Consider the following 26685-nt stretch of genomic DNA (forward strand, 5'->3'; position numbering starts at 1 on the left):
AGCCCGCCCCGAAGAAACACGCCGTATAGCCCTCGGGCTTACCCCATGACAGGCATCATCCATGCTGAAAAGCGGCATCGTATCGACATGATCTGCCGAAAAACCGGACTGTGAAGGGGATACCACGAGGCCTTTCTCGGTGACTCGGGTAAACATGCTGCGCCACCATGATGGCCGATCACTGAAGTAGTGCATTCGGTCTGCACATTGCGTATTTATCAGAATTTAAATCCGATTATTTATGGTGTCGCGGACTCTTGTTTTGATTGGCGCTCTTTTTGCTGTGCCTTGTCATCCCCATGATGGCGACATCAGGGGGCGGGGGAGCGCAAGATTGGGGGTTGGGACGGCAAGGTGAATGGGTCGCCGCCATCAGCCCCAATGCGGCCTGGTTGTCGGGCAACGGATGCCACCATCAAATCGGATCTAAGGAGTCATATGGAAGGTGAAATGACCATGCAGCCAGCGGCCGCGGGCAGGGGGCTGGCCCATACCCTCAAGGACGATGTCTACGGCATGGTGCTCGGGGTCATGTTTATCGCCGTGGGGCTCAATCTGCTCAAGTGTTCCGGCATGATCACCGGCGGCATCGCGGGCATCGCCCTGCTGATCGCCCATGTCAGCACCCTGCCCATCGGCGTGCTCTTCTTCCTGGTGAACCTGCCCTTCATGGTGTTCTGCTACGTCACCATGGGGCGCGCCTTCACCCTCAAGACGCTGATCGTCAACGTCGCCCTCTCGGCGGCCACCCAGGCGGTGCCGCTGCTGCTGACGGTGAGCTATGTCCATCCCCTGTTTGCCGCCCTGGTGGGGGAACCTTCCTCGGCATGGGGGTCTTGTCTCTGGCGCGCCACAATGCCTCCGTGGGGGCACCGGCGTGGTGACGCTCTGGCTGCAACGGCGCACCGGCATCAATGCAGGAAAGAGCCAGATGGTGCTGGATGTGCTGGTGTTTGCGCTCTCTCTGCTCACCCTGCCGCTTCCCCTGCTGCTCTGGTCAACCCTGAGTGCGCTGGCCATGAACGCCATGCTGATGAACTGGCACAAGCCGGGCCGCTATCAGGGGAACTGACCGCCGGTCTGGCTGACGGCTGTGAGTGGAAAAAAGGCCGTTCCGGGAGACTGGCGGCAGAAAGGGGCTCAACGGCAAAAAAGATCATCTTGTCGGGAAAAACGGCATGGTTACGGCTGAATTTATTGGTTTTTTGCCCTGTTGGTGGCGTTAAATCGGGCTACGCCATAAAAAATTCAAAAAACTTCTTTACCACTGCCCAATGCATGAGTAAAATTTGTCGGCAATATTTTACACCCCCACTCCTCAACGGTGAGATATTGCCATGCTCAGGATTGCCAAAGAAGCGCTGACCTTCGACGATGTACTGTTGGTTCCAGCCCACTCCACTGTTCTCCCCAATACCGCCGACCTGCGTACCAAGCTCACGTCTGCGATAACGCTGAATATTCCGATGATCTCCGCTGCCATGGACACAGTGACCGAAGCCCGTCTGGCTATCGCACTGGCCCAGGAAGGCGGCATCGGCTTCATTCACAAGAACATGTCCATCGAGCAGCAGGCTGCCGAAGTGCGCAAGGTCAAGAAGTACGAGAGCGGCGTGGTCAGCGACCCCGTTACCGTGCGCCCTGACATGACCATCGCCCAGATCAAGGAGCTGAGCCACAAGAACGGTTTCGCCGGTTACCCCGTGGTGACTGACGGCAACCAGCTGGTGGGTATCATCACCGGCCGTGACGTGCGCTTCGTCATCGATCTCTCCCAGACCGTCGAACAGATCATGACCCAGAAAGATCGTCTGGTGACCGTGCGTGAAGGGGCCCCTCGTGAAGAGGTGGTGGCTCTGATGCAAAAGCACCGCATCGAGAAGGTGCTGGTGGTCAACGGCGACTTCAAGCTCAAGGGCATGATCACCGTGAAGGACTTCCAGAAAGCCGAGCGCAAGCCCAACGCCTGTAAAGACGAGCGTGGCCGTCTGCGGGTCGGTGCCGCCGTCGGTGCCGGTGCCGGCAACGAAGAGCGCGTCGCCGCCCTGGTGGAAGCCGGTGTGGACGTGCTGCTGATTGACTCCTCCCACGGCCACTCCCAGGGCGTGCTGGATCGCATCAAGGCGACCCGTGAAGCCTATCCTGACCTGCAGATCATCGGCGGCAACGTCGCCACCGCCGCTGGCGCCAAGGCGCTGGTGGAAGCGGGTGTCAACGCCGTCAAGGTCGGTATCGGCCCGGGCTCCATCTGTACTACCCGTATCGTGACCGGCGTGGGCGTGCCCCAGATCACCGCCATCTCCGACGCCGTCGACGCCCTGGAAGGCACCGGCGTGCCGGTGATTGCCGATGGCGGCATCCGCTTCTCCGGCGACGTGGCCAAGGCCATCGCCGCGGGCGCAAGCTGCGTCATGGTGGGCTCCATGTTTGCCGGTACCGAAGAGGCGCCGGGCGAGATCGAGCTCTATCAGGGCCGCTCCTTCAAGTCCTACCGCGGCATGGGCTCTCTGGGTGCCATGTCCAAGGGCTCCAGCGACCGTTACTTCCAGACCGACAACGCCGCCGACAAGCTGGTGCCGGAAGGGATCGAAGGGCGCGTGCCGTACAAGGGCCGCCTCAAAGAGATCATCCACCAGCAGATGGGCGGCCTGCGCTCCTCCATGGGTCTGACCGGCAGCGCGACCATCGACGACATGCGCACCAAGGCCGAGTTCGTGCGCATCTCGGGCGCCGGGATGAAAGAGTCCCACGTTCACGACGTGACCATTACCAAAGAAGCCCCCAACTACCGGATGGGCTGATGAAACGGGGCTCTGCGCCCCGTTTTTCCACCCTTTTTTTATCCCGTGCTTTTTGTGACAACATCAGCCTGATGCAGGAATAAAATGACTAAAGACATTCACGCCCACCGTATCCTTATCCTGGATTTCGGTTCCCAGTACACCCAGCTCATCGCCCGTCGCGTCCGTGAAATCGGCGTCTACTGCGAGCTGTGGGCCTGGGACGTAACCGAAGAGCAGATCCGCGAGTTCAATCCGAGCGGCATCATCCTCTCCGGCGGCCCGGAATCAGTGACCGAGGCGGGCAGCCCGCGCGCCCCCGAGTACGTGTTCAACGCCGGTGTGCCGGTGTTCGGTATCTGCTACGGCATGCAGACCATGTCCGAGCAGCTCGGCGGCAAGGTGCAGTCCTCCAACCTGCGTGAATTCGGCTACGCCCAGGTCGAAGTGCTGGGCCAGTCCGGCAAGACCAGCGCCCTCTTGCGCAACATCGAAGACGCCATTGCCGACAACGGCAATGCCCTGCTGGACGTCTGGATGAGCCACGGCGACAAGGTCACCGAGATCCCCGCCGGCTTCACCACCATCGCCCAGACCGCCACCTGCCCCCATGCCGCCATGGCCGACGAGGCCAAGCGCTTCTACGGCGTGCAGTTCCACCCGGAAGTGACCCACACCCGTCAGGGTGCCCGTATGCTGGAACACTTCGTCAAGGACATCTGCGGCTGCGAATGCCTCTGGACCCCGGCCACCATCATCGACGACGCCGTTGCCCGCATCCGCGAGCAGGTGGGTGACGACGAGGTGATCCTGGGCCTCTCCGGCGGCGTGGACTCCTCCGTGGTCGCCATGCTGGTGCACCGCGCCATCGGCGATCGCCTGACCTGCGTCTTCGTCGACAACGGCCTGCTGCGCCTGAACGAAGGCCAGCAGGTGATGGACATGTTCGGCGATCACTTCGGCCTGAACATCATCAAGGTCGACGCCGAAGAGCGCTTCCTCTCCGCCCTCGCGGGCATTGACGAGCCGGAAGCCAAACGCAAGACCATCGGCCGCGTCTTCGTCGAAGTGTTCGACGACGAGTCCAAGAAGCTCAAGAACGCCAAGTGGCTGGCCCAGGGCACCATCTACCCGGACGTCATCGAATCCGCTGCCAGCAAGACCGGCAAGGCCCACGTCATCAAGTCCCACCACAACGTCGGCGGCCTGCCGGAAGAGATGAAGATGGGTCTGGTGGAGCCGCTGCGCGAGCTGTTCAAGGACGAAGTGCGCCGTGTCGGCCTCGAACTCGGCCTGCCCTACGACATGCTCTACCGTCACCCCTTCCCGGGTCCTGGCCTGGGCGTGCGTGTGCTTGGCGAAGTGAAGAAAGAGTACTGCGACCTGCTGCGCAAGGCTGACGCCATCTTCATCGAAGAGCTGCGCAAGGCCGACCTCTACAACCAGGTCAGCCAGGCGTTCGCCGTCTTCCTGCCGGTGCGCTCCGTCGGCGTCATGGGCGATGGCCGCAAGTACGACTGGGTCATTGCGCTGCGCGCCGTCGAGACCATCGACTTCATGACCGCCCACTGGGCCCACCTGCCGTACGACTTCCTCGGCCACGTGTCGAACCGCATCATCAACGAGATCAACGGCATCTCTCGCGTGGTGTACGACGTCTCCGGCAAGCCGCCCGCAACCATTGAGTGGGAATAAAAGGCGTGGGAATAAGCGGCTAACGCCTCTCTCCCAGCGGTAACGCAAAACTGTCAAAAAGGCGCCCTTGAGGCGCCTTTTCTTTTTCCAATCGTTTGCGAGAAAATTTTGCTCCTGGCGAAGGGGTGAGGGCTCTGTTACCAATGTTGTCGTGGTGAGTGCCCGAGTCGATCGGCAGAACCTCATCTATCGCATCCACACACGGCGGCAGGTTGTGGTTTCTCCGGGCAGAGGAAAGGCTTTGCTGCATAGCCTCTGAAGGCCATCCACGAGTGTTATGCCCAGAAAGTTAAGTGCCACTGTGTCCAGCATCAAAAGATGGGAAGGGAGCACTCCTTCAAAATCCCCCCAAGTGATAGCAGGCGTACCAGTTACCGTTTCAAATGCAAAACCATGGTGCCGCTGCCCAACCCGATCCACGGGGAAGCCGTGGTGCAGATCTTCCAATCCCTGGATGGTTCGGCCCATATCACCGCCATCACCCCGATCTGATTTGGCTACGGGGCAAAGCGGGGAGGGGTCATAGCCTCCAACCAGTTGGCTCCAACACCCAACAATAAGAAAGACACCCGAGTAGTGTCTTTTCATTTTCATATCGTTTGCGTGGTAAAGTAGATTTCCTAAGGAAGGTGCGAATAAGCGGGGAAATTCTTCTCGGCTGACTCAGTCATTTCATTTCTTCATGTTTGAGCCGATTTTTTCTCCCGTAAATGCCTTGAATCAGCCTATTTAGACCGTTTCTTCGCCATTTAAGGCGTTATCCCCAGTTTTTAGTGAGATCTCTCCCACTGACGTATCATTTGGTCCGCCCGAAACAGGTTGGCCAGCGTGAATAACATCGCCAGTTGGTTATCGTTTTTCAGCAACCCCTTGTATCTGGCTTTCACGAAGCCGAACTGTCGCTTGATGATGCGAAATGGGTGCTCCACCTTGGCCCGGATGCTGGCTTTCATGTATTCGATGTTGATGGCCGTTTTGTTCTTGCGTGGATGCTGTTTCAAGGTTCTTACCTTGCCGGGGCGCTCGGCGATCAGCCAGTCCACATCCACCTCGGCCAGCTCCTCGCGCTGTGGCGCCCCTTGGTAGCCGGCATCGGCTGAGACAAATTGCTCCTCTCCATGCAGCAGATTACCCAGCTGATTGAGGTCATGCTCGTTGGCCGCGGTGGTGACTAGGCTGTGGGTCAGGCCACTCTTGGCATCGACACCAATGTGGGCCTTCATGCCAAAGTGCCACTGATTGCCTTTCTTGGTCTGATGCATCTGCGGATCGCGTTGCTGCTCTTTGTTCTTGGTCGAGCTGGGTGCCTCAATGATGGTGGCATCGACCAAGGTGCCTTGAGTCATCATGACGCCTGCTTCGGCCAGCCAGCGATTGATGGTCTTGAACAATTGGCGGGCCAGTTGATGCTGCTCCAGCAGGTGGCGGAAATTCATGATGGTGGTGCGGTCCGGCAAGGCGCTATCCAGGGATAACCGGGCAAACAGACGCATGGAGGCGATTTCGTACAGAGCATCTTCCATCGCGCCATCGCTCAGGTTGTACCAATGCTGCATGCAGTGAATGCGTAGCATGGTTTCCAGCGGATAAGGTCGCCGGCCATTACCAGCCTTGGGATAAAACGGCTCGATGACTTCCACCATGTTTTGCCATGGCAGGATCTGCTCCATGCGGGACAAGAAAATCTCTTTTCTGGTCTGACGGTGCTTACTGCTGAATTCACTGTCGGCGAAGGTAAGTTGATGACTCATGATGAACCCTGCTCCATGGCTCCAGATGACAAACATGATCTCATATCAGGGACTTGTTCGCACCTTCCCTGGCGCAGTCGGATTGTCTGCTGACTCACTACCAAGATTCCTGTTCTCCTCATCAGGCCGGGCAGAAAAGGCCGAGTTCACTCATACCTTGCCGCTTCCCAGGCGTGTATCGCCTGTTTGCGGGTCTCGCCCCAGTGATAGCCGCCGAGCCTGCCGTTTTGCTGGATGACTCTGTGGCAGGGGATCATCAAGGCGACGGGGTTGGCACCCACCGCCAGCCCCACGGCGCGGGCGGCCTTGGGGTTGCCAACGGCGCTCGCCACCTGGGCGTAGCTCACCACCTTGGCGGGCGGGATCTGCAGCAGCGCCCGCCAGACGCTGATCTGGAAGTTGGTGCCGCTCACGTGCAAGGAGATGGGGCGATCCGGCGCCTTGCTGCCATCGAACATGGTGTGGATGACCCCCTGGGTGCGTGATGGCGCTTCTCGCAGTTCTGCCTCAGGCCAACGCTGGGCGAGGGCACTCAGCGGCGTTTGTGGGGCCTGCTCATCGAGAAACGAGAAGTTGCATATTCCCCGTGGGGTCAGGGCGACAAACGCCTGGCCGAAGGGGGTGTCGTGCACCCCGTGCTCGATAACCAGACCGGCCCCGCGCTGCTTGTATTCGCCCGGCGTCACCGCTTCGAGCTGTACGAAGTGATCGTAGAGCCGCGAGCCGCTGCTAAGGCCCAGGGTATCGGCCACCTCCAGCAGCGGGCGAGACTCCTGCAGCAGCGCCTTGGCCCGCTCCAGGGTCAGCACCTGCAAATAGCGTTTGGGCGTCACCCCGGCCCAGCGGCTGAACAGCCGCTGGAAGTGAAAGGGGCTTAAGTGCACGTGCGCCGCTATCTCGTCCAGGGTGGGCTGGTGCGCCACCTGGCTTGCGATAAAACGGATGGCATCGGCGATGCGGGCGTAATCAGACATAAGGCGCTCTCACGATAAGGTTGCGGTCGCAGGATCTTGGGGCGACAAGGTCATGTGCGACAAATAGATACCCCACCATCGGCCAGCAGAGCAATGCCGGTGGTAAAGCTGGATGCATCGGACGCCAGATAGAGGGCCGAGCGGGCGATCTCCTCCGGTTGGGCCAGCCGTTTGAGGGCGTGGAGTTGTTGCACAAAGGCGAGACTCTCCGGTGTATCGGTAAAGGCCCGCCCCATGGGGGTGTCGGTGCCCCCCGGCAGCAGGGCGTTGACCCGCACCCCTTGTGCCCCATATTCGGCGGCCAGCACCTGGGTCAGGCCGATGAGGCCTGCCTTGCTCGCGGCATAGGCCGCCATGCCGGGCAGCCCCAGGGTATGGCCGACGAAGGTGGAGGTAAAGATAAGCGAGCCGCCCCCGCGTGCCTGCATGGCGGGGATCTGGTACTTGGCCCCCACAAAGGCGCTGGTGAGGTTGGTATCCAGGGTCTCTTGCCACTGCGCGAGTTCAAGCCCCGGCACGCTGCCCGGTGTCCCCGTGGTGCCGGCGTTGTTGAAGGCGATATCGAGTCCGCCGAAACGGGTCAGTGCGAGATCCACCAGGGCGCGGGCATAGGTTTCGCTTTTCACATCTCCCGCCAGGCTCACCGCCTGCCCCCCCTCATGGCGGATCTCCTCCACCAGCGCATCCAGCTCGGGCTGGCGGCGGGCGCCGACGACGACGCTGGCTCCTTCCCGGGCAAACAGGATGGCGCTGGCGCGACCAATACCGGAGCTGGCTCCCGTGATGATGGCGACCTTGTTGGACAGTAATGACATGGCAGTTCCCTCGCGAGATGTACATGGCGCCAGGTGGCGACGCTCATGCAGGGTTGGCAGACAAGTGGATGGGTTCAACCCCCTCCTGGTTCAAACCTCCTTTGGTTCAACCCTCCTTTGGTTCAAAGCTTTGGGGGGGGTCGAAAGCACTGTTGGTTTGAAAGCACTATGGCGGCGAACCTTTGTCACGACGACCCGGATCTTGCTCACTTGTGCCATCGGCGATGGCTCATCACGGCATCAGGAGATATCCGCGTTTTATGAAGGGAGTGGGAAGGGAGCGGGGCTGTGGCGCCGCTTTCCCAGGTGGTGGTGACCTAGGTTTGCAAGGGCAGGGTATGGAAAACAGTGCCACCGGTGTCGGCGGCACTGACGCAAAGCCTGGTGGGGTAACGCTCTTTTAGGGGTTATCAGGCCTGGGCGGGGCTGGATGTGGCGGCGCAGGGCAGGGCGGCCAACTGTGCAAGGTGCTCGCCCAGGGAGACACCGGCGCCGGTGGCGTTGACCGTCTCGAAGTAGTCGTGCCAGCCCGATGCGGCTATTCCCTGGACGAGGGCCTCGATGGCTGCGGCATCCGGCCCGCGCCAGATGGCGAAGAAGGGGTGGGGCGCACCATGGAGGGTGGTAGCATCGGTCTCGCCCAGGGCGATGGGCTCCACCCCGAGGGCGGCGAGGTTGGCCATGCCTGTGCCAATGGCCTCGAAGAACTGCTGACGGGCCGTCTGGCTCAGTGCCAGCCAGGCGGGAGTGGGGGTGTAGAGCTCTGCCAGATAGTGGGTCATAGGGGTTCCTTCGGGAGTTGGCCCTTGCGCAAGGTGCGCAAGGCGTGTTGACAAATCCGGATTGTCGCGGGACTGGGGCTTTCGCGAGACCAGCGCGCGCAGAGGTCAGTGACCCACTGTGGCCTGTCTTTGCTCGCATCGTTCAGCCAGTTGGCAACGGAGTCCTGCACATAGGGGGCGGGATCGGCCTTGAGGGGCTCGAGCAGCATCAGGGCCTGCTCCGGTGCTTGTCGCAGGGACGCAAGATGGGTACACCAGACGCCGCGGGGCCGGGTCGCTTCGCTGGCAAAGCGTCGCAGTCGCTCGGACGGCTCCGCCGTCCAGGGCACCAGGGCGGCAATGGCCACCTCCAGCTGCGCAGCAATGGTCGTTCGCATTGCGAGCCAGGCCCACTCGCGCACCCCAAAGTGCAGGTCATCGGCGAGGGGGCGAATGAGGGCCAGGCGGTCGCTGAGCGACAGCCCCTCGCTCGCGCCCACCATGAAACAGGCCCAGCCCCGCACGGTATCGGAGGGATGACGGCTGAGCGCCGCAAGATCCCTCATGCCGTTCTCGGTCAGGAGCAGCCTGGCGGCCAGGGCCATGCGCCGGGTAATGCCCTCCCCGGATGCGGCGTGCATCGACGCCAGCGCCTGGGGCTCGAGCGAAGGCAGGGTGCACTGCATCAGGGCGGCAAAATCCACCGCCAGGCATTCGGTCAGGTTGCTTGCCTCTATCTCTCCCCGGTTGAGCTGGGCGAGGCGCGAGGGGGCGATATCCGTGATGCGGCTGCGTGTCATGGGTGCTCCTCTGTGGCGGCCTCTGTGCAGCCTGCCCGGGATGAGATGACGTTGAGCCAGGCCCGCTTGAGCAGGGTACTCAGGGTCTCTCGCTCTGCCTGATCGAACCCGGCAAACAGGGAGCCTATCCACTGGCTGTGCTCATCGAGCAGGTGCTGCGCCAGGGCCTGGCCCTGCTCTGTCAGGCGCACCGAGATCTTTCGCCTGTCCTGGCTGTCGCTGTGGCGAGCCAGCAGGCCGTCCCGTTGCAGCCCGTCGAGCAGGCCGGTGATGGTGGCCCGTGTGACCCCCGCCTTGTCGGCAAGCTCGTGGGGGGCCAGCCCTTGTGGCAGGTCGCGCAGCAAAAACAGCAGCACGAACTTGCCTTCGGAGAGGCGGTGAGGGGCCAGGCGCGCCGCGCACGCCTGATCGATGGCAGCGGCGAGGGTCAACACCTCAAAGCAGACGCGTATGTTTTGGGTGTCCGCGTGTCCGCGGCGCTCTGCATCCTCGAGCAGGGCGAGGTGTTTCTGTTCCAACGTGATCATGATAGTGAGTCTCGAATGACTTTGTATGGCGCCATACTATATGGCGCCAACCAAATGTTCAACCACCCAAGCGCGACCGGGATGGTTCATGGCAACGGAGAGCGGGAATGTGGCGATGGGGGGCCTTTGCAAGAGAAGGCGTTGCAAGAAAATCGGCCATCTTTGGCCGTCATTCCCTATAATGCCCCTCCTTTGTGGTCTGGGGGGAGTGCCCCGCAGTGAGCCACCGCAAGCCCGAATGTTGATAGAGACGATCCCATGCATACCCTGGAACAGCTTCGCGCAGGCGAACTCTGCGGCGCCCGCCACCTCAAACTTGCTGAAAACCTCGCGGTGTTCCCTCCCGAGATCCTGAGCCTCAAGGAGACCCTGGAGGTGCTGGATCTCACCGGCAACCAGCTGAGCGAGTTGCCTGACACGCTGGCCGAATGCAAGAAGCTGCGCATCCTCTTCTGCTCCGAGAACAACTTCACCGAACTGCCCGAGGTGCTGGGGCGCTGCCCAGCGCTCACCATGGTGGGCTTCAAGGCCAACCGCATCGCGACCGTCCCGGCCGCCTCCCTGCCCGCCAGATTGCGCTGGATGATCCTGACCGACAATGCCATTGAACGACTGCCGGACGAGCTGGGGCAGTGCGACGCCCTGCAAAAGCTGATGCTCTCTGGCAACCGGCTACATGAGCTTCCCGAGACGCTTGCCGGTTGCCACCGTTTGGAGCTTTTGCGCATCGCCGCCAACCGCCTGCCAGCGCTGCCGAGCTGGCTGCCCTCGATGCCGCGTCTGTCCTGGCTGGCCTTTGCGGGCAACCCATTCTGTGATGAGCAGGCGTGTCTGAACGGCACATCGGAGCTCACTACCGAGATCCCCTGGCAGGCGCTCTCACTGGGGGATGTGCTCGGGGAGGGAGCATCCGGCGTCATCTATCGCGCCGAGTGGGCGGGTGCCGAAGGGCCCGGGGCGGTGGCGGTCAAGCTCTTCAAGGGGGCCGTCACCAGCGATGGCTTGCCCCTGAGCGAGATGACTGCGTCCCTGGCCGCCGGTCGTCATCCAAACCTGGTCGGTGTGATGGGGAGAGTGAGCGATCATCCCTCCGGCATCCCGGCACTGGTGATGCCCCTGATAGACCCCGCCTTCGCCACCCTGGCGGGCCCCCCGAGCCTGGACTCCTGCACCCGGGATGTCTATGGGGAGGATCTGAACTTCACCCCGGCCCAGGTGATGGCCATGGTGCAGGGGGTGGCTGCGGCCGCCCGGCACCTGCACGAGCGGGGCATCCTCCACGGCGATCTCTACGCACACAACCTGCTGTACTCCTTGCAGCCCGCGATGCCTCACTCGTCGCAGGAGGCGCCGGGCCGGGTGCTGCTCGGGGACTTTGGTGCCGCCTCCTGTTACGACCGCGCCGATGAGGTGCTGGCCGGGCGGCTGGAGCGCCTGGAAGTGCGGGCCTTTGGCTGCCTGCTGGCCGAGCTGCTGGCGCGCTGTAATGGGGGCGACGCCGACCTTGACCCCCTTCATCGACTGGCCAGAGAGTGCGGCTTTGAGGTGCCTTCCCGGCGACCCACCTTCGCGCAGATCCTGACCCGGCTGGCAGCGATGGCGACAAGCCTGCCTGGGGTCGTGGCCTGAGGCCTGCCCATCGTGGGCGTTCTCTTGCACAGGGGCGGGATCATGGGGCTTGCGCCACTTCGGTGAAGTTGTGATAGTGATGCACCATTGCAGATGACGAGAGGAAGATGATGGAAGCGGCATTTTGGCACCAGAAGTGGAAAGAGAACCGGATTGGCTTTCATCAGGCAGATTTCAACCGCTGGCTGCAATCCTGGTGGTCGGCCCAGCAAGGGAGCGACCCCGTGCTGGTGCCCCTTTGCGGCAAGTCCCGGGACATGCTCTGGCTGCGTGAGCAGGGGCATCCGGTGGATGGCTTCGAGCTCTCCGAGCTCGCCATTACCCAGTTTTTTGACGAGAACAACCTGAGTGCAGAGAGAAGCGAGGTGGGTCCCTATCAGTGCCACCGGCACGAGGATCTGCGCATCTATCAGGGGGACTTCTTCGCCGCTCCGGAGCTTGGTCAGCGTTATCGCCTGGTCTATGACAGGGCGGCCCTCATCGCCTTGCCGGGCGCCATGCGCCGCCAGTATGCCGCCCTGATGAGCCGCCTGGTGGAGGCGGGAGGGCAGGTGTTGCTGGTGACCCTCGAGTATCAGCCCGAGCAGCAGCTACAGCCGCCGTTCTCGGTGGGGGAGATGGAGGTGCGCACCCTGTTTGAGCGCGACTTTGGTGTCGAGGTGCTGGGCCGGGGGGCTGAGCTGGATCACCCCAGGGTGCTCTCGGGGCAGCTCTCCTATTTCGACGAGGTGGCTTACCGGCTTATCCGCCGGGGCTGAGGAGGGCGCGAGGCCGCTGCCAACGAGGGAAGTGGCGCTTGTTTTACCTCCTTTGACATAGATCAACGTGGAAAATCAGGGAAATGCCTAAGATGAGGCTGTTTCTCAATCACTGCTGGTGCCGACCGATGAGCTCTGGTTTGAACGCCGGTCGAACATCAACCCAGTGTCTGATTTTCACGCTCATGTTCACTTTTGGCGGCTCTGGTCGCAATTGATTATGGTTTTTCCAGCCGACCCCACAGGGTCGGCTTTTTATTGCCTGCGCGTTGCCAACAGGGGAGGTCAGCCTTCGAAGGTGGCGGCGTTGAGCCGAAATGCCCGTGGATCGTCGATAAACTGGCCGGTGATCCGCTCGTCATGTTCGTGCCCCTGACCATAGCTGCAGAGGATCAGCCGATCGGAGGTGCGCGATCGCAGCTGGGTGATAAAGCGCACCAGATCGGCGCGGCTCAACTTGCCCACCTCGTCGCAGACCCGTTCCCGCTGATCAAACCCCAGATCCTTGTTGCCGATGCTGACCCAGAGCCGCTGGCCGCGGCTGCGCAGGTTGGCATCCCGCTCGCTCAACTGGGCTTGCAGCCCCGCCTTGCTCTCTTGCCACTGTTGCTCGGTAAATTCGAGCATGGCGAGCGGGAAGAGGTCGATAAACTCCTCCACCGCATCGAGCAGGATCTGCGGTCCCGCCACCGGCGACTGGATATAGAAGATCAGCCCCGGATGGCGATTGAGAGGCAGGTTGCCGGCGCCCACCACATACCCCAGTTGCTGGCGGGTGCGCAGCTCGTGAAAGAAGGTAGAGGACATGATGTGGTTCGCCAGGGTAAAGCAGGCGAGATCCCGCGCCCGGGTGGTGCGGGACTGGTAGTAGACCAGCAGCGCCGAGTCCTCGTGATCGCACCCCTGCTCGCGAATGAGGGTGCCTCTGTCCTGGATGGAGATGAGGGGGCGGCGGGTCTCGGCGCTGGGCTGGCTGTTGGCACCGAGGTGGCGCTCCAGCAGGGCCGCGAGTTCGAGGGCCTCGGCGGCCGTCCAGTCTCCGTGTACCAGGGCCTCCAGATGCACCCTGGCAAAGAGCTCGGAGACGAAGCCGGGCATCTCCCCGAGTTCGACGGTGCGCAGGTGGCGCAACAGCTGCTCGAAGGGCGGGTTGTTGGGTTGCAGCAAACTGGTGAGCTGGTTGAACAACTGGGAGATGGGGCGGGTCTTGGACTGGTTCTCCCAGTTGCGGATAAGCTGCTCCTTGATCTCGCTAAAGCGGGCCGGATCCGGATACCCCAGGGTGCGGTTGCCGAGGATCATGTCGAGCAGCAGCGGTTGCTTGTCGGCAAAGCCGCTGAGGTTGATGGTAAAGCCCCCCTGATGGGCATAAATCTGGTAGCCAAGGCCCGCGAGCTCCGCCGGGTAGGTGAGGGCGTTGAGGTGATCCGTGAGCAGTTCCACGGCCAGACGCGCCATGGCGATGTGACGCGGGCTCTTGACCGCATGTTCGCTGTCGACGGAGATATAAAGGCTGCCCTTGGGCACGCTGAACTGATGCTCATGCAGGTGCCAGAGCCGGAAACCGGGCCTGTCGATGAGGCAGGACGGCATGTCGGCGGGCAGCGCCGGCAGACGGGCGTCGAGGCGGGTGCTGATGAAGGGGTTGGGCGCCGGCAGGTGCAGGGCGGGATCCGGTTCACTCTGCTGCCAGCGGATCTTCTCGGCCTCGCTGATGCTCTGGACGCTGTAGGGTGTCTGGTACCAGCGGGCGAGGCGATCCGTGCTCGCTTCCGGGGCCTGGATGGTCACCCGCAGGTTGTGGGGGGTCAGCTTGGCGAGGAAGCGCCGGATCAGCGGCTCATCGAACTCGCGCATCATGTAGTCGCCGTAGAGCAGATCGTCCGGCCCGTAGCTGAACAGGTTGAGCACGAGGCCGGAGACGGTGTCGAGGGCCCGGCCCCGCTCCTGGAAGCGGAAGGCGGATTCCAGCACGCTGCGCTTCTCCTCATAGCGCCAGGCCTGCACCCCGCCCCGCTCGATGAGCTTCAGATAGCCAAACAGGGCGGCGATGATCTCGTCTACATGCTCAAGCCCAAGGGGGGTGAGGCCAAAGCTCACGCCAAAGTCCTTGAAGTTGGCGCCGCTGATGCCGCCGCCGGCGGCGAGCTGATTGACCCAGCCCCGCCCCTTGAGCAGGGAGAGCAGGCTGCCTTCCCCCTCATAGCCGATGAGGTGGCTCAGGAAGGTGAGGGGTTTTTTGTCGTAATACTCATCCACGCACGGCAGCGGGAAGGTCAGCGCCAGCTTGCGGGTCTCCTTGACCGGGGTCAGCTGGATGCGAATGCCGAGATCATCGAGCCGATAGAGAGGATGGCTCAGTACCGGAGGGCCGAGGCGGCGATCCGGAATGGCACCAAAGAAGCGATCACACCAGGCCAGCTGGGTCTCGATGGGTGCCGGTGAAAGCATGACCAGCGCCATGCGATCCGCACTGTAGTGGGTTTCGTAGAACGCAATGAGATCCGAACGCAGATCCCGGCCGGGGAGATCCGCCAGGGTGTCGAGGTTGCCCACCGAGAATTTGGAGAAGGGGTGGTCCGGATTGACCGTCTCCTTGTGCACCTGGTAGCTGCGGCGCACGTCGTCCTGCAGCTTGAGGCGGTACTCGGAGTCCACCGCGTTGCGCTCCTTGTCGACCCACTCCGGTGCAAAGGTGGGGCAGATGAAGAACTGGGAGAACCGGTCGAGCCCCGCCTCGAAGAAGCCGTTGTCGATGTCGAAGAAGAAGTTGGTGAACTCGGTACCGGTCCAGGCGTTGTTGCTGCCCCCGTGACGGCTCATGAATTGCTGGTACTCACCGGGTTTGGGGTAGGTGCGGGTACCGAGAAACAGCATATGCTCGAGGAAATGGGCCATGCCCTGGCGATCGGCAGGATCGTCGAAGTGGCCGGTATTCACCGCCAGGGAGGCGGCGGATTTGTCGGTCTCGGGATCACAGATCAGCAAGACCCTGAGCCGATTTGCCAGCTCCAGATAGTGATACCGCCGATGGTCATTGGGACTGGCATATGGGCTCATTGGGGAGGGGCTCGCGGTGAATTTATTTGAATTTAAACATGATTATCGACCCCGCTATCTTGCGAGGCAAACCCTTTTCTGAGAGGTGGCGCAATTGTTTCCCCCGGCATGGCGGGGTAAGATCCCCCCGCTATTTAAACAGGCCCCCTGGGCGAGGTTGTAATGAAAATCTACATCATGCGTCATGGCCAGGCTGGCATGAACGCAAAGACTGATGAACAGCGTCCACTGACCGAGCAAGGCATCGAAGAGTCCATCCACATGGCGGGCTGGCTGGCTCCCCAATTGGCAGGCTCCCTGAACCTGGTGATCCACAGCAACTATCTGCGTGCCAGACAGACCTGGCAGGCCATCGCCCCCGTGTTGCCCAAGGCCCTCAAGGTCGAGGAGAGCGGCGACATCACCCCCTACGGGGATCCGGCTTTCGTGGCAAGCTACCTCACGGAGCTGGCGGCGGAGCATGACAACATCCTTATGGTCAGCCACCTGCCGCTGGTGGGGTATCTGGTCCAGAGTCTCTGCCCGGCGGCAGGGGCCCCCATGTTCGCGACGTCCGGGCTGGCCTGCATCGAATGGCAAGATGGCAAAGGAGTCTTGCTCTGGCTGGAAGGACCGCATACAATACGGTAAAAGTTAATAATAAGTTACAGTTTGGTTTTTTGGGGAAGAGAGAGTCGAATTTTCCGGTTTTTTATATAAATTTAACGGAATTATTTCGCATAAGCTGCTGTCATACGGATACAACTTCAAGAGGTTGCAAACGATGAGAGTGTTCAAGAAGTACCTGCCACTGATGGTGGCAAAACATGTCAAAACCTTCTTCAAGGGGCGGATTTACATCCACGGCAGGGGGCGCTTCGATTTCCAGTCGGGCTTGCTGATGATGCCATTGCAAGCCGACATTCCCCATCGCCAGACGGTGCTCGAGGTCAATGAACTGATTTCAAGGCTCCACATGGATGCCGCCTGAGGCGCCTCAGGCTGACCCTGGTCCCCCTCATGCCCGCCCCTGTGCGGGCATGATTGTTGATGGCGCCTGGGCGCGGTGCCAACCGTTCGCGTCATGGCGCTTCTTCCTGCGTTGGCAGGCTTGCTTATCCTGATTGCCTCTCTATACTCGCGCGCAATACCCGCCTTTTTATTCTGGATATCGCAATGCCCCTTGCCTTCCTGTTTCCCTTCTCCTGCATGGCCATCTGGGCCGGCAATGGCATCGTCAGCAAGCTGGCGGTCGGGGTGTTGTCTCCTGCGGCGCTCGCCTGGTCGCGCTGGATGGTGGCGGCCCTGGTGCTGACCCCGTTTCTGGCTCACCGGGCCTGGCGCGAGCGTCGCAAGCTGCGGGCCGGTTTCTCGAAGCTGGCGGTGCTGGCCCTGCTCGGCATGGTCTTGAACCAGACCTTTGGCTATTACGCGGCCCAGACCCTGGGGGCTACCGAGATTGGCCTGATGATGGGGCTGACCCCCTTGATGACAGTGCTGCTCAGCATCTGGTTGCTGCGCGAGCGGCCCACCTGGGGGGCGCTGCTGGGAGGCGCCATCTCCATTCTGGGGCTGGCGATTTTGTTGGGGCAGGGGGATCCGGCCCGGCTGCTGACCCAGGGCATCCATATCGGTTCCGTTTACATGCTGCTCTCGGCGGCCACCTATGCGCTCTATAGCGTGCTGCTCAAGCGCTGGGATCTGGGGCTGGACAACTGGTCCATGCTCTACGGTCAGGTGCTGTGCAGCCTCCTGTTCCTCACCCCCTTCTATCTGCTGGTGGACGGGCACTGGCCCGATGGCAGCGCCCTCTGGCTCATCTTCTATGCGGGGATCCCGACCTCGGCCCTTTCGCCCTGGCTCTGGATGCAGGGCATTGCCCTGCTCGGGGCGAGCCGCACCGCCATCTTCATGAACCTGTTGCCGGTCATGACGGCAGCCCTTGCCATCAGCTGGCTCGGGGAGCGGCTCACCAGCTATCACCTCATCGGTGGCGGCATGACCCTGATGGGGGTGCTGCTGGCGCAGTTGCTGGTCAGGCCCGTGACGGTGCGAAGGGGCGCCCGGCTTGCAGTGGCGGGCTGTCAGGAAAAGTAGGAGAAAAAGACCGCCCTCGAGGCGGTCTTTTGGTTCGGTGCCCAGCGTCACTGCGCCGTCAGATAGAGATCCTTGGCATAGACAAGGTCTTGCGGGTTCTGGTAGGGGTAGCCCTTGACGTTGGGTTTGAGCAGCCGTGATTTCACGTAGAAGTAGACAGGGGCGATGGGGGCCTCCTCGTCGATCAGCACCTCGGCCTGCTGATAGAGGCGGTTGCGCTCGGCGGGGTCCTTGGCGTCATGGGCCTTGGCCAGGAGGGCGTCGTATTCCTTGTTGAACCACTTGCCGCTGTTGGCGCTGCTGCTGGAGGTCATGATGTCGAGGAAGGTGGAGGCATCGTTGTAGTCTCCGTTCCAGGAGTAGCGGCTCACCCCGAAGTCACCCTCGTTCAGGGCCGACACCATGGTCTTCCACTCCATGTTGTTGAGCTCCGCCTTGACCCCCAGGTTGTGCTTCCACATGGAGGAGATGGCGAGCGCTATCTTCTTGTGCCCCTCGTTGGTGTTGTAGAGGATGTCCACCGTCAGCGGCTTGTCAGGGCCGTAACCCGCCTCGCCAAGCAGCGCCTTGGCCTGCTTGATGCGCTCTTCCTTGCTCATCAGCTCGCTGGCGGGGCGTTTGAGCTCGAAGCCGTCCACGCTCGGCGGGGTCAGGCTGAAGGCGGAGAGCTGCCCCTGTCCCAGGATCTTCTCCGTGATGGTGTCCCGGTCGATGGCAAGAGACAGTGCCTTGCGCACCCTGACGTCGTCAAAGGGTTTGCGCTGGGTGTTGAAGACGTAGTAGTAGGTGGCGAGCATGGGGGCGCTCACCAGCTCCTCCGGGCTCTGGCGCTTGATCTGCTGATACTGCTCCAGGGGATAGGTGGTGTAGTGCAGCTCGCTCGCACGATAGCGGTTGTAGGCCGCGGTATCGGAGACGATCTCCAGATAGATCACCTTGTTCAGCACGGTGTGCTCGTTGTCCCAGTAGTGGGGGTTGCGCTCGGCGATGAGGCGCTCGTTCGGGGTCCACTCCTTGAGGGCGAAGGCGCCGTTGGAGACGATGTTGGCCGGTTTGACCCACTCATGACCGAACTTCTCGATGGTGGCCTTGGGCGCCGGGAAGGTGGTGTAGTGGGAGAGGGTCTTGAGGAAGAAGGGGACCGGGTTTTTCAGGGTGATCTGCAGGGTGTAGTCATCGAGCGCCTTGATCCCCAGGGCATCCGGGCTCTGCTTGCCCTGCACCACGTCGCTGGCATTGGCGACGCCGGTCAGCTCGATGAACCAGGCGTAGTTGGAGGCGTTCTTGGGGTCCGCCGCCCGCTGCCAGCCATAGACGTAGTCCGCCGCCGTCACCGGCTCGCCGTTGGACCATTTGGCATCGGGTCTGAGCTTGAAGGTGTAGACGGTGCCCGTGGCATCGAGCTCGTAGCCAAGGGCGCCCGCCGCCTGCAGCTTGCCGTTGCCATCCAGGGTATAGAGCCCCTCGAACAGATCGTTGACGACGTCGCTGCCCGCGCTCTCTTCCACCATCTGGGGATCGATGGAGGCAGGCTCGGTGCCGATGTTGCGCACGAACACTTGCTGGGCGGCTGGCAGAAGCTGGGTGCCTTCAGGCACCTGGGCAGCGAGGACGGGGAGGGTGAGCAGAGCGGCAACCGCCCCGGCGATAAGCGACTTTTTCATTGAATATCCTTATGTTTTTTTGCTTCCAAAGCGCAGCCAGTGTGCGGGATTGGGGGGGAGATCTCAAGAGGGGAGCCTCTGGCGCAACATTGCCGGGCGCCAGGGGGAGCAAGGCGGGCAGCCGCGTCGGCCAGGATGCATTCTTGTCACGAATTAACCCCCCAAAAGATGCCGGATGGCACCCTTGTTTCACGGCGAAAGCCCGTGGTGGCGCGGTTTTCTGGCGATTTAAAGAACGGCTTAATTCGCTGCAAAAACAAAAAACAGGCGTTACATTGGGTTACAAAACAACGCTGCCGGGGATCGGCACTTTTTTTGCCGACACTTGCAAACGTTTTCAACGGCCAACGGAAACGATCTTAAAGGAACAAGAATGCGAAACATGATCACCATGGGCGAGTTCATCGTCAAAAAGCAGGCGGACTACCCGACCGCGACCGGCGAGCTGACCTCCTTGCTCAGCTCCATCCGCCTGGCCGCCAAGGTGGTGAACCGGGAGATCAACAAGGCGGGTCTGGCGGACATCATCGGCTCCATCGGCGCCGAAAACGTGCAGGGCGAGGTGCAGCAGAAGCTGGACGTCTATGCCAACGAGCGCTTCAAGGCGGCGCTGGAGGCCCGTGGCGAGGTGTGCGGCATGGCCTCTGAGGAGGAGGAGGACTTCGTCTCCTTCGATTCCGAGCTCTCTCGTCACTCCAAGTACGTGGTGCTGATAGACCCCCTCGACGGCTCCTCCAACATCGACGTCAACGTCTCGGTCGGGACCATCTTCTCCATCTACCGCCGGGTCAGCAAACCGGGCGCCGGGGTCACTCTGGAGGACTTCCTGCAGCCGGGTCACCGTCAGGTCGCGGCGGGCTACGTGGTTTACGGCTCCTCCACCATGCTGGTCTACACCACCGGCTTTGGGGTCAACGGCTTCACCTATGACCCCTCCATCGGCTGCTTCTGCCTCTCCCACGAGAACATCCGCATTCCGGAGGAGGGCAAGATCTACTCCATCAACGAGGGCAACTACATCAAGTTCCCGGACGGGGTGAAGAAGTACCTGAAATACTGCCAGGAGCGTGACGAGGCGACTCACAGGCCCTACACCTCCCGCTACATCGGCTCCCTGGTGTCGGATTTCCACCGCAACCTGCTCAAGGGGGGCATCTACATCTACCCGTCCGGCACCAACTCCCCGAACGGCAAGCTGCGCCTGCTCTATGAGTGCAACCCCATGGCCTTCCTGGTGGAGCAGGCCGGTGGCAAGGCGTCCGATGGCTTTGGCCGCATCATGGACATCCAGCCTACCGCCCTGCACCAGCGGACCCCCTACTTCGTCGGGTCCACCAGGATGGTGGAGCGGGCCGAGGCCTTCATGCGGGAGTTCTCCGCCCACGAGGATCCGGCCAACCAGGGCTGAGCCCGGGCCAGCGTCCCTTCGTCACGGGAGCCGTCAAGGCTCCCGTTCTTATTGGCGTGCTGGCGGGTTGAACCAGGTTGATATGCTGGCGGACTGGATTGGACTGGACTGGACTGGACTGGACTGACGGACTGACGGACTGACGGACTGACGGACTGACGGACTGACGGACTGACGGACTGACGGACTGACGGACTGACGCGGCGCCTCGGTTGTCGCGGTGCAATGGCTGGTGGCCCCCTTGCCGGGATGCCTGGCCTGGATACCTGGTCTGGATACGTGGGCGGGATAAATACGGCACGGGCCATCTGCGGGGCTATCGAGGTGCGTTGACCCCGTTTTTTGCCCACGATCATCCCCACATCCATCTGTTTTTCAGATGGGTTATGACTCAATGCATCGTATCAACAGATGGATTCGGCGGCAAAATGGTGCTGCCAGAAGGGCGAACCGAGGCGTCGGGGGCAAGAAGGCGGGCCGGGGGCGAGATGCCGCCCCTTGCCAGCAACGAAACGGGAGCCCTGGGGCTCCCGTTGTTATGGGCGGCAGGTCGCGCCCTGCTGACGTCATGCTTCCCCTCAGGGGGTGGCATGGCGGGCGAGATCCGCCAGCAGGCCGTCCACCAGTTTGAGGCGCATGGCCCTGTCCTGGGTCGGCACCTGGAAGCGCAGCCGGGTCGGCCCGTCCATCTTGTAGATGCGCGGCTGCTCCGAGAGCAGCTTGACCAGATAGGCCGGGTTGACGCGGGTTTCCTGGGTAAAGTCCAGATAGCCGCCGCGCTCGCTCATCTCCACCCGGCGAATGCCCAGCGCCGTGGCGCGCTGGCGGAAGGCGGCCAGCTCCATCAGCGTTTTGGTCGCCTCAGGCAAGAGGCCGAAACGGTCGATCAGCTCCACTTTGAGCTCCCGCAGTTCCTGCTCATCGGCGGCACTGGCGATGCGCTTGTACATGGAGAGGCGCATGTTGACGTCCGGGATGTAGTCGTCCGGGAGCAAGGCGGGCAGGCGCAGCTCCACCTCGGTGTGCTGGCTCATCAGCTGCTCGAGCGACGGCTCCTTGCCATGTTTGAGCGCCTCCACCGCCTGCTCCAGCATCTCCATGTAGAGGGTGAAGCCCACCGATTCGATCTGGCCGCTCTGATCGTCGCCGAGCAGCTCGCCCGCGCCCCGGATCTCCAGATCGTGGGTGGCGAGCGCAAAGCCGGCGCCGAGATCTTCGAGGGACGCGATGGCCTCCAGCCGCTTGGCCGCATCCTTGGTCATCAGCTTGGGATGGGGGGTGAGCAGGTAGGCATAGGCCTGGTGGTGGGAGCGCCCCACCCGGCCCCGCAGTTGGTGCAGCTGGGCCAGACCAAGGTGATCCGCCCGGTCCATGATGATGGTGTTGGCGCTCGGCACGTCGATGCCGGTCTCGATGATGGTGGTGCAGACCAGCAGGTTGAAGCGCTGGTGGTAGAAGTCCGACATCACCCGCTCGAGCTCCCGCTCGCGCATCTGGCCGTGGGCGATGCCGATGCGCGCCTCCGGCACCAGCTCGGCAAGATCGGCGGCGCACTTCTCGATGCTCTCCACGTCGTTGTGCAGGTAGTAGACCTGGCCGCCACGCTTCAATTCCCGCAGTACCGCCTCGCGCACCACCGCAGGTTCGTGCTGGCGCACGAAGGTCTTGATGGCGAGCCGCTTGGCGGGCGGGGTGGCGATGATGGAGAGATCCCGCATGCCGGACATGGCCATGTTGAGGGTGCGGGGAATGGGGGTCGCGGTGAGGGTGAGGATATCCACGTCGGCGCGCAGCGCCTTGATCTTCTCCTTCTGGCGCACCCCGAAGCGGTGCTCCTCGTCGACGATGAGCAGGCCCAGATCCTTGAAGGTGAGCTCGGCGCCGAGCAGCTTGTGGGTGCCGATGATGATGTCCACCTTGCCCTCGGCCATCTCCTTCATCACGGCGCTCTGCTCCTTGGCGGAGCGGAAGCGGCTCAGTACCTCCACCCGCACCGGCCAGTTGGCGAATCGGTCGCGGAAGTTGTCGTAGTGCTGCTGGGCCAGGAGGGTGGTGGGCACCAGCACGGCCACCTGCTTGCCGCCGTGCACGGCCACAAAGGCCGCCCGCATCGCCACTTCGGTCTTGCCAAAGCCCACGTCGCCGCACACCAGGCGGTCCATGCTCTTGGCCTGGCACATGTCGCCGAGCACAGCGTTGATGGCATTGAGCTGATCCTCGGTCTCCTCGAACGGGAAGCTCGCGGCAAACTGGCGGTAGGCCTCCCGGTCGTGTTTGAAGGCAAAGCCGTGGCGGGCTGCCCGCATGGCATAGACATCCAGCAGCTCGGCCGCCACGTCCCGCACCTTCTCGGCCGCCTTGCGCCGCGCCTTGACCCAGGCCTCGCCGCCGAGCTTGTGGCTGGGCGGGTTGTCCGAGCCGGTGTAGCGGCTGATCAGGTGCAAACTGGTGACCGGCACGAACAGCTTGTCGCCGCCGGCGTATTCCAGGGTCAGAAACTCGGTGGGCAGGCCGCCTGCGTCTATGGTCTCGAGCCCCAGATAGCGACCGACCCCGTGATCCAGGTGCACCACCGGCTGGCCCTGGGTCAGCTCGCCCAGGTTTCGGATCACCGCATCCGAGCTTAAGTTCTTGCTCTTGTCCCGCTGGCGCTTGCTGCGGATCTTGCCGCCGAGCAGCTCGGCTTCGGTGATGAGGGCAAGGGGCGTCTGGCTGGGCTCTTGCAGCAGGAAGCCCCGCTCCAGGGGACAGACCAGCAGCCCGTGGCGCGCATCGCTCGAGAGGAAGGCGTCGAGGGAGGCAAACTCCCGGGGTTGCAGGTTGATCCGTGCGAGCAGATCCCCGAGCCCCTCGCGCCGCCCCTCGGACTCCACCGCAAACAGGGTGCGCCCGGCAAAGCCTTGCAGGAAACCGTCAAGGGCCAGCAGGGGCTGTTCCTTGCTGTGGTCGAGCTGCAGATCCGGCAGGGGGGCGAGGGGCAGATCCTGCTGACCCGCTCCGCCGTCAACGGTCGCTTCCTGCAGCCGCACGGCGCCATAGTCCCCGAGGGCGGCGAAGAGCTGCTCCACCGGCAGATAGATCTGCTGGGGCGGCAGCAGGGGACGGGTGTTGTCCCAGCGCCTATCTTCATAGCGCTGGCCGATGTCGTTCCAGAAGCGCTGGGCCGCGGGGTAGATCTCCCCCACGGTGAGCAGCAGGGTGTTGCCTGGCAGGTAGTCAAACAGGCTGGCGGTCTGGTTGAAGAAGAGCGGCAGGTAGTATTCGATGCCGGCGGGCCAGCGCCCCTTGCTCACCTCCTGATAGACGGAGCCCTCGGCCCGGGAGATCTCGAACTGTTCGCGATACTGGCCACGAAACAGCTCGATGGCCCCCTCGTCGGTGGGAAATTCCCGGGCGGGCAGCAGGCTCACCGACTTCACCGGCTCGCTGGAGCGCTGGGTCTCGGGATCGAAGGGGCGGATGGAGTCCACCTCGTCGTCGAAAAAATCAATGCGATAGGGGCGGCTGCTCCCCATGGGGAAGAGATCCAGCAGGGAGCCGCGGGCGGCGAATTCGCCGTGCTCCAGCACCTGTTCCACCGCCACGTAGCCCGCCTGCGCCAGACGCCCGCGCAGCTGCTGCAGGTTGAGGCGCTGGCCGCTTGTGACCATCAGGCTGTATTTGTCGAGATAAGCCTGGGGCGCCGTGCGCAGCATCAGGGTGGAGATGGGCACGATGAGCACGCCGTGGCGCATCTGCGGCAACTGGTAGAGGGTCTCGAGGCGCTGGGAGATGATGTCCTGGTGGGGAGAGAAGCTGTCGTAGGGCAGGGTCTCCCAGTCCGGGAACAGCAGCACCGGGCAATCCTGATCCGCCAGCAGGAACCCCAGTTCCTGTTCAAGGCGCAGGGCGCTCGGGGTATCGGCGGTGACCAGCAGGACGGGTCTTCGGGCTTCCCGGGTGAGGCGGGCGGCAACCAGCGCCAGGCTGCTGCCGACCAGCTGGCCGAACGTTGTCTTCTGGCCCGCTTTGGCGGGCAAGGCGGGGAGGGTCATTGGCATCATCGGAGTCTTTTACTGTTGGCGTTCTTTTGACATGGACCTGGGTTAGCGCTGACGTTCCTGGGCACGCAGCTTGAGCTGTTTCGACTGCACATGCAGGCTGGCGCGCACCAGCAGCTCCCGGTCATCCTCGCGGATGCGCACGTAGTCGAGCACCACATGGGTGCCGTGCTCTCCGGCGTTCCGCTGCACAACCTCGCCGTAGCAGTAGACGGCGGAGGCCTCTTCCCGCAGGAAGATCTTGAGCCGCACGATCTGGTGCAGGGCGGGGGCCTCCCCGTGCCCCTGGTGGGGGTGCAGGTAGGTGAGCTGCCCGGCGCCAAAGCGCAGGGTGTGGAAGCGGTGCTCAGGGTGATCCTGGGCCGCCAGCACATAGCCCATGATCATGTCGATCTTGCGGGACTGCTGATTGATGATCTCCACCAGATCGTGCATGGACTCGTTCTGGCTGCGCAGCAACCGGCTGCTCACCAGATCGATGGAGGTGATGGCGGAGGCGATGCGAAACGGCTCGGGCAACTCGGCCTCCAGGGCCTCCAGCGTCGGCAGACGAAAGTCGGCCGGCATGGGGATCACATTGACCGGCGTGGCATGGGTGACGCTGAAGAACTGTTCCTGCATGGAGGCTATCCCTTGTTGTCATAGACGGTTTCCCTTTATTATCCGGTATCTTATTTCGTTGGCAACGTAGATATCCTTGAAGACCGGACTTTTTCAGCCACTGTCGCTGGCCATCGGCCTGCGTTATGCAGGCTCGCGACGCAGTAACCGCTTCGTCTCCTTTATCTCCCTGTTCTCCACCTTTGGCATCGCCATCGGGGTCGCCGCCCTGATGGTGGTGATCTCGGTGATGAACGGGTTCGAAGGCCAGCTCAAGGGACGCATCCTCGGGGTGATCCCCCATGTGGTGGTGACCAATCAGGCCGGACGCATCGAGGCCGAGCCCGAAGGTCTGCCCGATCTGGCCCGCCTGCCCCACGTGGTGGCCACGGCCCCCATGCTCGACAGCGAAGGCATGCTGCAAAGCCCCGGTCAGCTCACCGGTGTGAGCGTGCAGGGGATTGATCCCGCCCGCTGGCCCAAGGATGACATCCTGCACGCCCAGATGCTGGGTGGGCGCCTTGACAGCCTGCAGGCCGGTGAATACCACATCGTGCTGGGGCAGGGGGTGGCCAGCCGCCTCAAGGTCTCCATCGGCGACCAGGTGCGTCTCATCCTGACCGAAGGTACCCGCTTCACCCCCTTTGGCCGGGTGCCGGCCCAGCGTCTTTTCACCGTCTCCGGCATCTTCGGGGTCGGCGCCGACGTGGACAGCCAGGTGGCCCTGATTGCCCTGGGGGATGCCCAGCGCATGCTGCGCCTGCCCGCAGACAAGGTGGGCGGCATCCGCCTCTGGCTGGACGATCCCTTCGCCGCCGACGAGGTGGTGAAGACCGCGTTGCCGGACGGGCTGGAGTGGCAGGACTGGCGCCGCGAGCGCGGCGAGCTGTTCCAGGCGGTGGCCATGGAAAAACGGATGATGGGGCTGATGCTGGTGCTGATCATCGCGGTCGCCACCTTCAACATCCTCTCCGCCCTGGTGATGGTGGTCACCGACAAGGAAGGGGAGGTGGCCATCCTGCGTACCATGGGCATGAGCGAATCCGGCATCGTCAAGATCTTCATGGTGCTGGGGGCGTCGAGCGGCGTCATCGGCGCCCTGTTCGGGGGGCTGGCGGGGCTGGCGCTCTGCTTCGGCCTCAATCCTCTGCTCAATGCCCTTGGGCTCAACCTCTATATGGCGGCGGGGGGCAGCGGTCTACCGGTCATCGTCGAGCCGGCCCAGGTCATGACCATTTTGCTGGGCGCCGTGCTGCTCAGCTTCAGTGCCACCCTCTACCCGGCCTCCCGCGCGGCCCGGGTCAAACCGGCGGAGGCGCTGCGTTATGAATAATTCATCTTCTGTTG

Annotated in this window: 21 protein-coding genes; 11 read left to right on the forward strand and 10 right to left on the reverse strand. The window is 62.5% G+C overall.

Annotation, left to right across the window (positions count from 1 at the left end; all coding sequences use genetic code 11):
- Positions 1-438: 438 nt before the first annotated feature.
- The 3 genes from C2U47_RS23810 (at position 439) to guaA (ending at position 4475) form a co-directional block, all read left to right on the forward strand.
- Positions 439-1365, forward strand: coding sequence for a YitT family protein (locus C2U47_RS23810; RefSeq protein WP_233735839.1), 927 nt, complete (start codon positions 439-441; stop codon positions 1363-1365).
- Complete coding sequence (guaB, locus tag C2U47_RS20125; protein ID WP_010674549.1) at positions 1338-2801, forward strand: IMP dehydrogenase; 1464 nt, start codon at positions 1338-1340, stop codon at positions 2799-2801. Before C2U47_RS23810 ends, guaB begins: the two co-directional genes overlap by 28 nt.
- Positions 2802-2885: 84 nt before the next feature.
- Positions 2886-4475 (forward strand): glutamine-hydrolyzing GMP synthase, encoded by a 1590-nt coding sequence (gene guaA / locus C2U47_RS20130; RefSeq protein ID WP_010674550.1) that lies wholly within the window; start codon positions 2886-2888, stop codon positions 4473-4475.
- A gap of 770 nt (positions 4476-5245) precedes the next feature.
- Here the strand turns inward: guaA and C2U47_RS20135 are convergent.
- From C2U47_RS20135 to C2U47_RS20165, 6 genes are all read right to left on the reverse strand, one after another.
- Entirely contained in the window at positions 5246-6226 is a 981-nt protein-coding gene (locus C2U47_RS20135) for an IS5-like element IS5 family transposase (protein WP_041211574.1), read from the reverse strand.
- Between the two features lie 146 nt (positions 6227-6372).
- Positions 6373-7200: a bifunctional transcriptional activator/DNA repair enzyme AdaA gene (locus tag C2U47_RS20145; RefSeq protein ID WP_010674552.1), complete on the reverse strand. Its 828-nt coding sequence runs from the start codon at positions 7198-7200 to the stop codon at positions 6373-6375.
- 50 nt (positions 7201-7250) lie between these two features.
- A complete protein-coding gene (locus C2U47_RS20150) occupies positions 7251-8015 on the reverse strand; it encodes an SDR family oxidoreductase (RefSeq protein ID WP_010674553.1) in 765 nt (254 codons plus the stop codon).
- Positions 8016-8425: 410 nt separating this feature from the next.
- Positions 8426-8797: a DUF6616 family protein gene (locus C2U47_RS20155; protein WP_010674554.1), complete on the reverse strand. Its 372-nt coding sequence runs from the start codon at positions 8795-8797 to the stop codon at positions 8426-8428.
- Positions 8794-9576 (reverse strand): DNA alkylation repair protein, encoded by a 783-nt coding sequence (locus C2U47_RS20160; protein ID WP_010674555.1) that lies wholly within the window; start codon positions 9574-9576, stop codon positions 8794-8796. The genes C2U47_RS20155 and C2U47_RS20160 overlap by 4 nt, the downstream gene beginning before the upstream one ends.
- Positions 9573-10103: a MarR family winged helix-turn-helix transcriptional regulator gene (locus tag C2U47_RS20165; protein ID WP_029314450.1), complete on the reverse strand. Its 531-nt coding sequence runs from the start codon at positions 10101-10103 to the stop codon at positions 9573-9575. The genes C2U47_RS20160 and C2U47_RS20165 overlap by 4 nt, the downstream gene beginning before the upstream one ends.
- 258 nt (positions 10104-10361) lie before the next feature.
- Here C2U47_RS20165 and C2U47_RS20170 point away from each other — a divergent pair, with 258 nt between their 5' ends.
- Entirely contained in the window at positions 10362-11732 is a 1371-nt protein-coding gene (locus tag C2U47_RS20170; protein ID WP_010674557.1) for a leucine-rich repeat-containing protein kinase family protein, read from the forward strand.
- 110 nt (positions 11733-11842) lie between these two features.
- Entirely contained in the window at positions 11843-12490 is a 648-nt protein-coding gene (locus C2U47_RS20175) for a thiopurine S-methyltransferase (protein WP_010674558.1), read from the forward strand.
- Between the two features lie 285 nt (positions 12491-12775).
- Here C2U47_RS20175 and C2U47_RS20180 read toward each other — a convergent pair whose 3' ends face one another.
- Entirely contained in the window at positions 12776-15550 is a 2775-nt protein-coding gene (locus C2U47_RS20180) for an insulinase family protein (RefSeq protein WP_010674559.1), read from the reverse strand.
- A gap of 162 nt (positions 15551-15712) precedes the next feature.
- Here C2U47_RS20180 and sixA point away from each other — a divergent pair, with 162 nt between their 5' ends.
- From sixA to C2U47_RS20195, 3 genes are all read left to right on the forward strand, one after another.
- Positions 15713-16180, forward strand: coding sequence for a phosphohistidine phosphatase SixA (gene sixA / locus C2U47_RS20185; RefSeq protein ID WP_010674560.1), 468 nt, complete (start codon positions 15713-15715; stop codon positions 16178-16180).
- Between the two features lie 133 nt (positions 16181-16313).
- Complete coding sequence (locus C2U47_RS20190; protein WP_005324080.1) at positions 16314-16520, forward strand: DUF1107 domain-containing protein; 207 nt, start codon at positions 16314-16316, stop codon at positions 16518-16520.
- Positions 16521-16705: 185 nt separating this feature from the next.
- Positions 16706-17626 carry a DMT family transporter gene (locus C2U47_RS20195; protein WP_010674561.1) on the forward strand — a complete coding sequence of 307 codons (921 nt, stop codon included), beginning with the start codon at positions 16706-16708 and terminating at the stop codon, positions 17624-17626.
- A gap of 47 nt (positions 17627-17673) precedes the next feature.
- Here C2U47_RS20195 and C2U47_RS20200 read toward each other — a convergent pair whose 3' ends face one another.
- A complete protein-coding gene (locus tag C2U47_RS20200) occupies positions 17674-19290 on the reverse strand; it encodes a peptide ABC transporter substrate-binding protein (protein WP_010674562.1) in 1617 nt (538 codons plus the stop codon).
- Between the two features lie 143 nt (positions 19291-19433).
- On the opposite strand from C2U47_RS20200, the gene C2U47_RS23005 reads away from it, so the two are divergent.
- Together C2U47_RS23005 and fbp are read left to right on the forward strand one after the other, a co-directional pair.
- The gene (locus C2U47_RS23005) at positions 19434-19676 is read left to right on the forward strand and encodes a hypothetical protein (RefSeq protein ID WP_125117245.1); all 243 of its coding nucleotides are present in this window, start codon (positions 19434-19436) and stop codon (positions 19674-19676) included.
- Positions 19664-20698 carry a class 1 fructose-bisphosphatase gene (fbp, locus tag C2U47_RS20205; RefSeq protein ID WP_029314452.1) on the forward strand — a complete coding sequence of 345 codons (1035 nt, stop codon included), beginning with the start codon at positions 19664-19666 and terminating at the stop codon, positions 20696-20698. Before C2U47_RS23005 ends, fbp begins: the two co-directional genes overlap by 13 nt.
- Before the next feature lie 578 nt (positions 20699-21276).
- Here fbp and mfd read toward each other — a convergent pair.
- Entirely contained in the window at positions 21277-24741 is a 3465-nt protein-coding gene (mfd, locus tag C2U47_RS20210; RefSeq protein WP_029314454.1) for a transcription-repair coupling factor, read from the reverse strand.
- A 42-nt stretch (positions 24742-24783) separates the two neighbouring features.
- Positions 24784-25359, reverse strand: coding sequence for a PilZ domain-containing protein (locus C2U47_RS20215; protein WP_010674565.1), 576 nt, complete (start codon positions 25357-25359; stop codon positions 24784-24786).
- Between the two features lie 76 nt (positions 25360-25435).
- On the opposite strand from C2U47_RS20215, the gene C2U47_RS20220 reads away from it, so the two are divergent.
- Complete coding sequence (locus C2U47_RS20220) at positions 25436-26671, forward strand: lipoprotein-releasing ABC transporter permease subunit (protein WP_010674566.1); 1236 nt, start codon at positions 25436-25438, stop codon at positions 26669-26671.
- Positions 26672-26685 lie beyond the last annotated feature (14 nt).

The sequence above is a fragment of the Aeromonas sp. ASNIH7 genome, assembly GCF_002903485.1.
Classification (GTDB): Bacteria; Pseudomonadota; Gammaproteobacteria; order Enterobacterales; family Aeromonadaceae; genus Aeromonas; species Aeromonas caviae.

Bases quoted from the DNA above. Each gene is read 5' to 3' on its own strand.
- C2U47_RS20155 (WP_010674554.1), bottom strand. From the start codon at position 8,797: ATGACCCACTATCTGGCAGAGCTCTACACCCCCACTCCCGCCTGGCTG.
- mfd (WP_029314454.1), bottom strand. From the start codon at position 24,741: ATGATGCCAATGACCCTCCCCGCCTTGCCCGCCAAAGCGGGCCAGAAG.
- C2U47_RS23810 (WP_233735839.1), top strand. From the start codon at position 439: ATGGAAGGTGAAATGACCATGCAGCCAGCGGCCGCGGGCAGGGGGCTG.
- C2U47_RS20135 (WP_041211574.1), bottom strand. From the start codon at position 6,226: ATGAGTCATCAACTTACCTTCGCCGACAGTGAATTCAGCAGTAAGCAC.
- C2U47_RS20160 (WP_010674555.1), bottom strand. From the start codon at position 9,576: ATGACACGCAGCCGCATCACGGATATCGCCCCCTCGCGCCTCGCCCAG.
- C2U47_RS20175 (WP_010674558.1), top strand. From the start codon at position 11,843: ATGGAAGCGGCATTTTGGCACCAGAAGTGGAAAGAGAACCGGATTGGC.
- guaA (WP_010674550.1), top strand. From the start codon at position 2,886: ATGACTAAAGACATTCACGCCCACCGTATCCTTATCCTGGATTTCGGT.
- C2U47_RS20180 (WP_010674559.1), bottom strand. From the start codon at position 15,550: ATGAGCCCATATGCCAGTCCCAATGACCATCGGCGGTATCACTATCTG.
- guaB (WP_010674549.1), top strand. From the start codon at position 1,338: ATGCTCAGGATTGCCAAAGAAGCGCTGACCTTCGACGATGTACTGTTG.
- C2U47_RS20190 (WP_005324080.1), top strand. From the start codon at position 16,314: ATGAGAGTGTTCAAGAAGTACCTGCCACTGATGGTGGCAAAACATGTC.
- C2U47_RS20200 (WP_010674562.1), bottom strand. From the start codon at position 19,290: ATGAAAAAGTCGCTTATCGCCGGGGCGGTTGCCGCTCTGCTCACCCTC.
- C2U47_RS20150 (WP_010674553.1), bottom strand. From the start codon at position 8,015: ATGTCATTACTGTCCAACAAGGTCGCCATCATCACGGGAGCCAGCTCC.
- C2U47_RS20165 (WP_029314450.1), bottom strand. From the start codon at position 10,103: ATGATCACGTTGGAACAGAAACACCTCGCCCTGCTCGAGGATGCAGAG.
- C2U47_RS20145 (WP_010674552.1), bottom strand. From the start codon at position 7,200: ATGTCTGATTACGCCCGCATCGCCGATGCCATCCGTTTTATCGCAAGC.
- C2U47_RS20195 (WP_010674561.1), top strand. From the start codon at position 16,706: ATGCCCCTTGCCTTCCTGTTTCCCTTCTCCTGCATGGCCATCTGGGCC.
- C2U47_RS20215 (WP_010674565.1), bottom strand. From the start codon at position 25,359: ATGCAGGAACAGTTCTTCAGCGTCACCCATGCCACGCCGGTCAATGTG.
- sixA (WP_010674560.1), top strand. From the start codon at position 15,713: ATGAAAATCTACATCATGCGTCATGGCCAGGCTGGCATGAACGCAAAG.
- C2U47_RS20170 (WP_010674557.1), top strand. From the start codon at position 10,362: ATGCATACCCTGGAACAGCTTCGCGCAGGCGAACTCTGCGGCGCCCGC.
- fbp (WP_029314452.1), top strand. From the start codon at position 19,664: ATGCGAAACATGATCACCATGGGCGAGTTCATCGTCAAAAAGCAGGCG.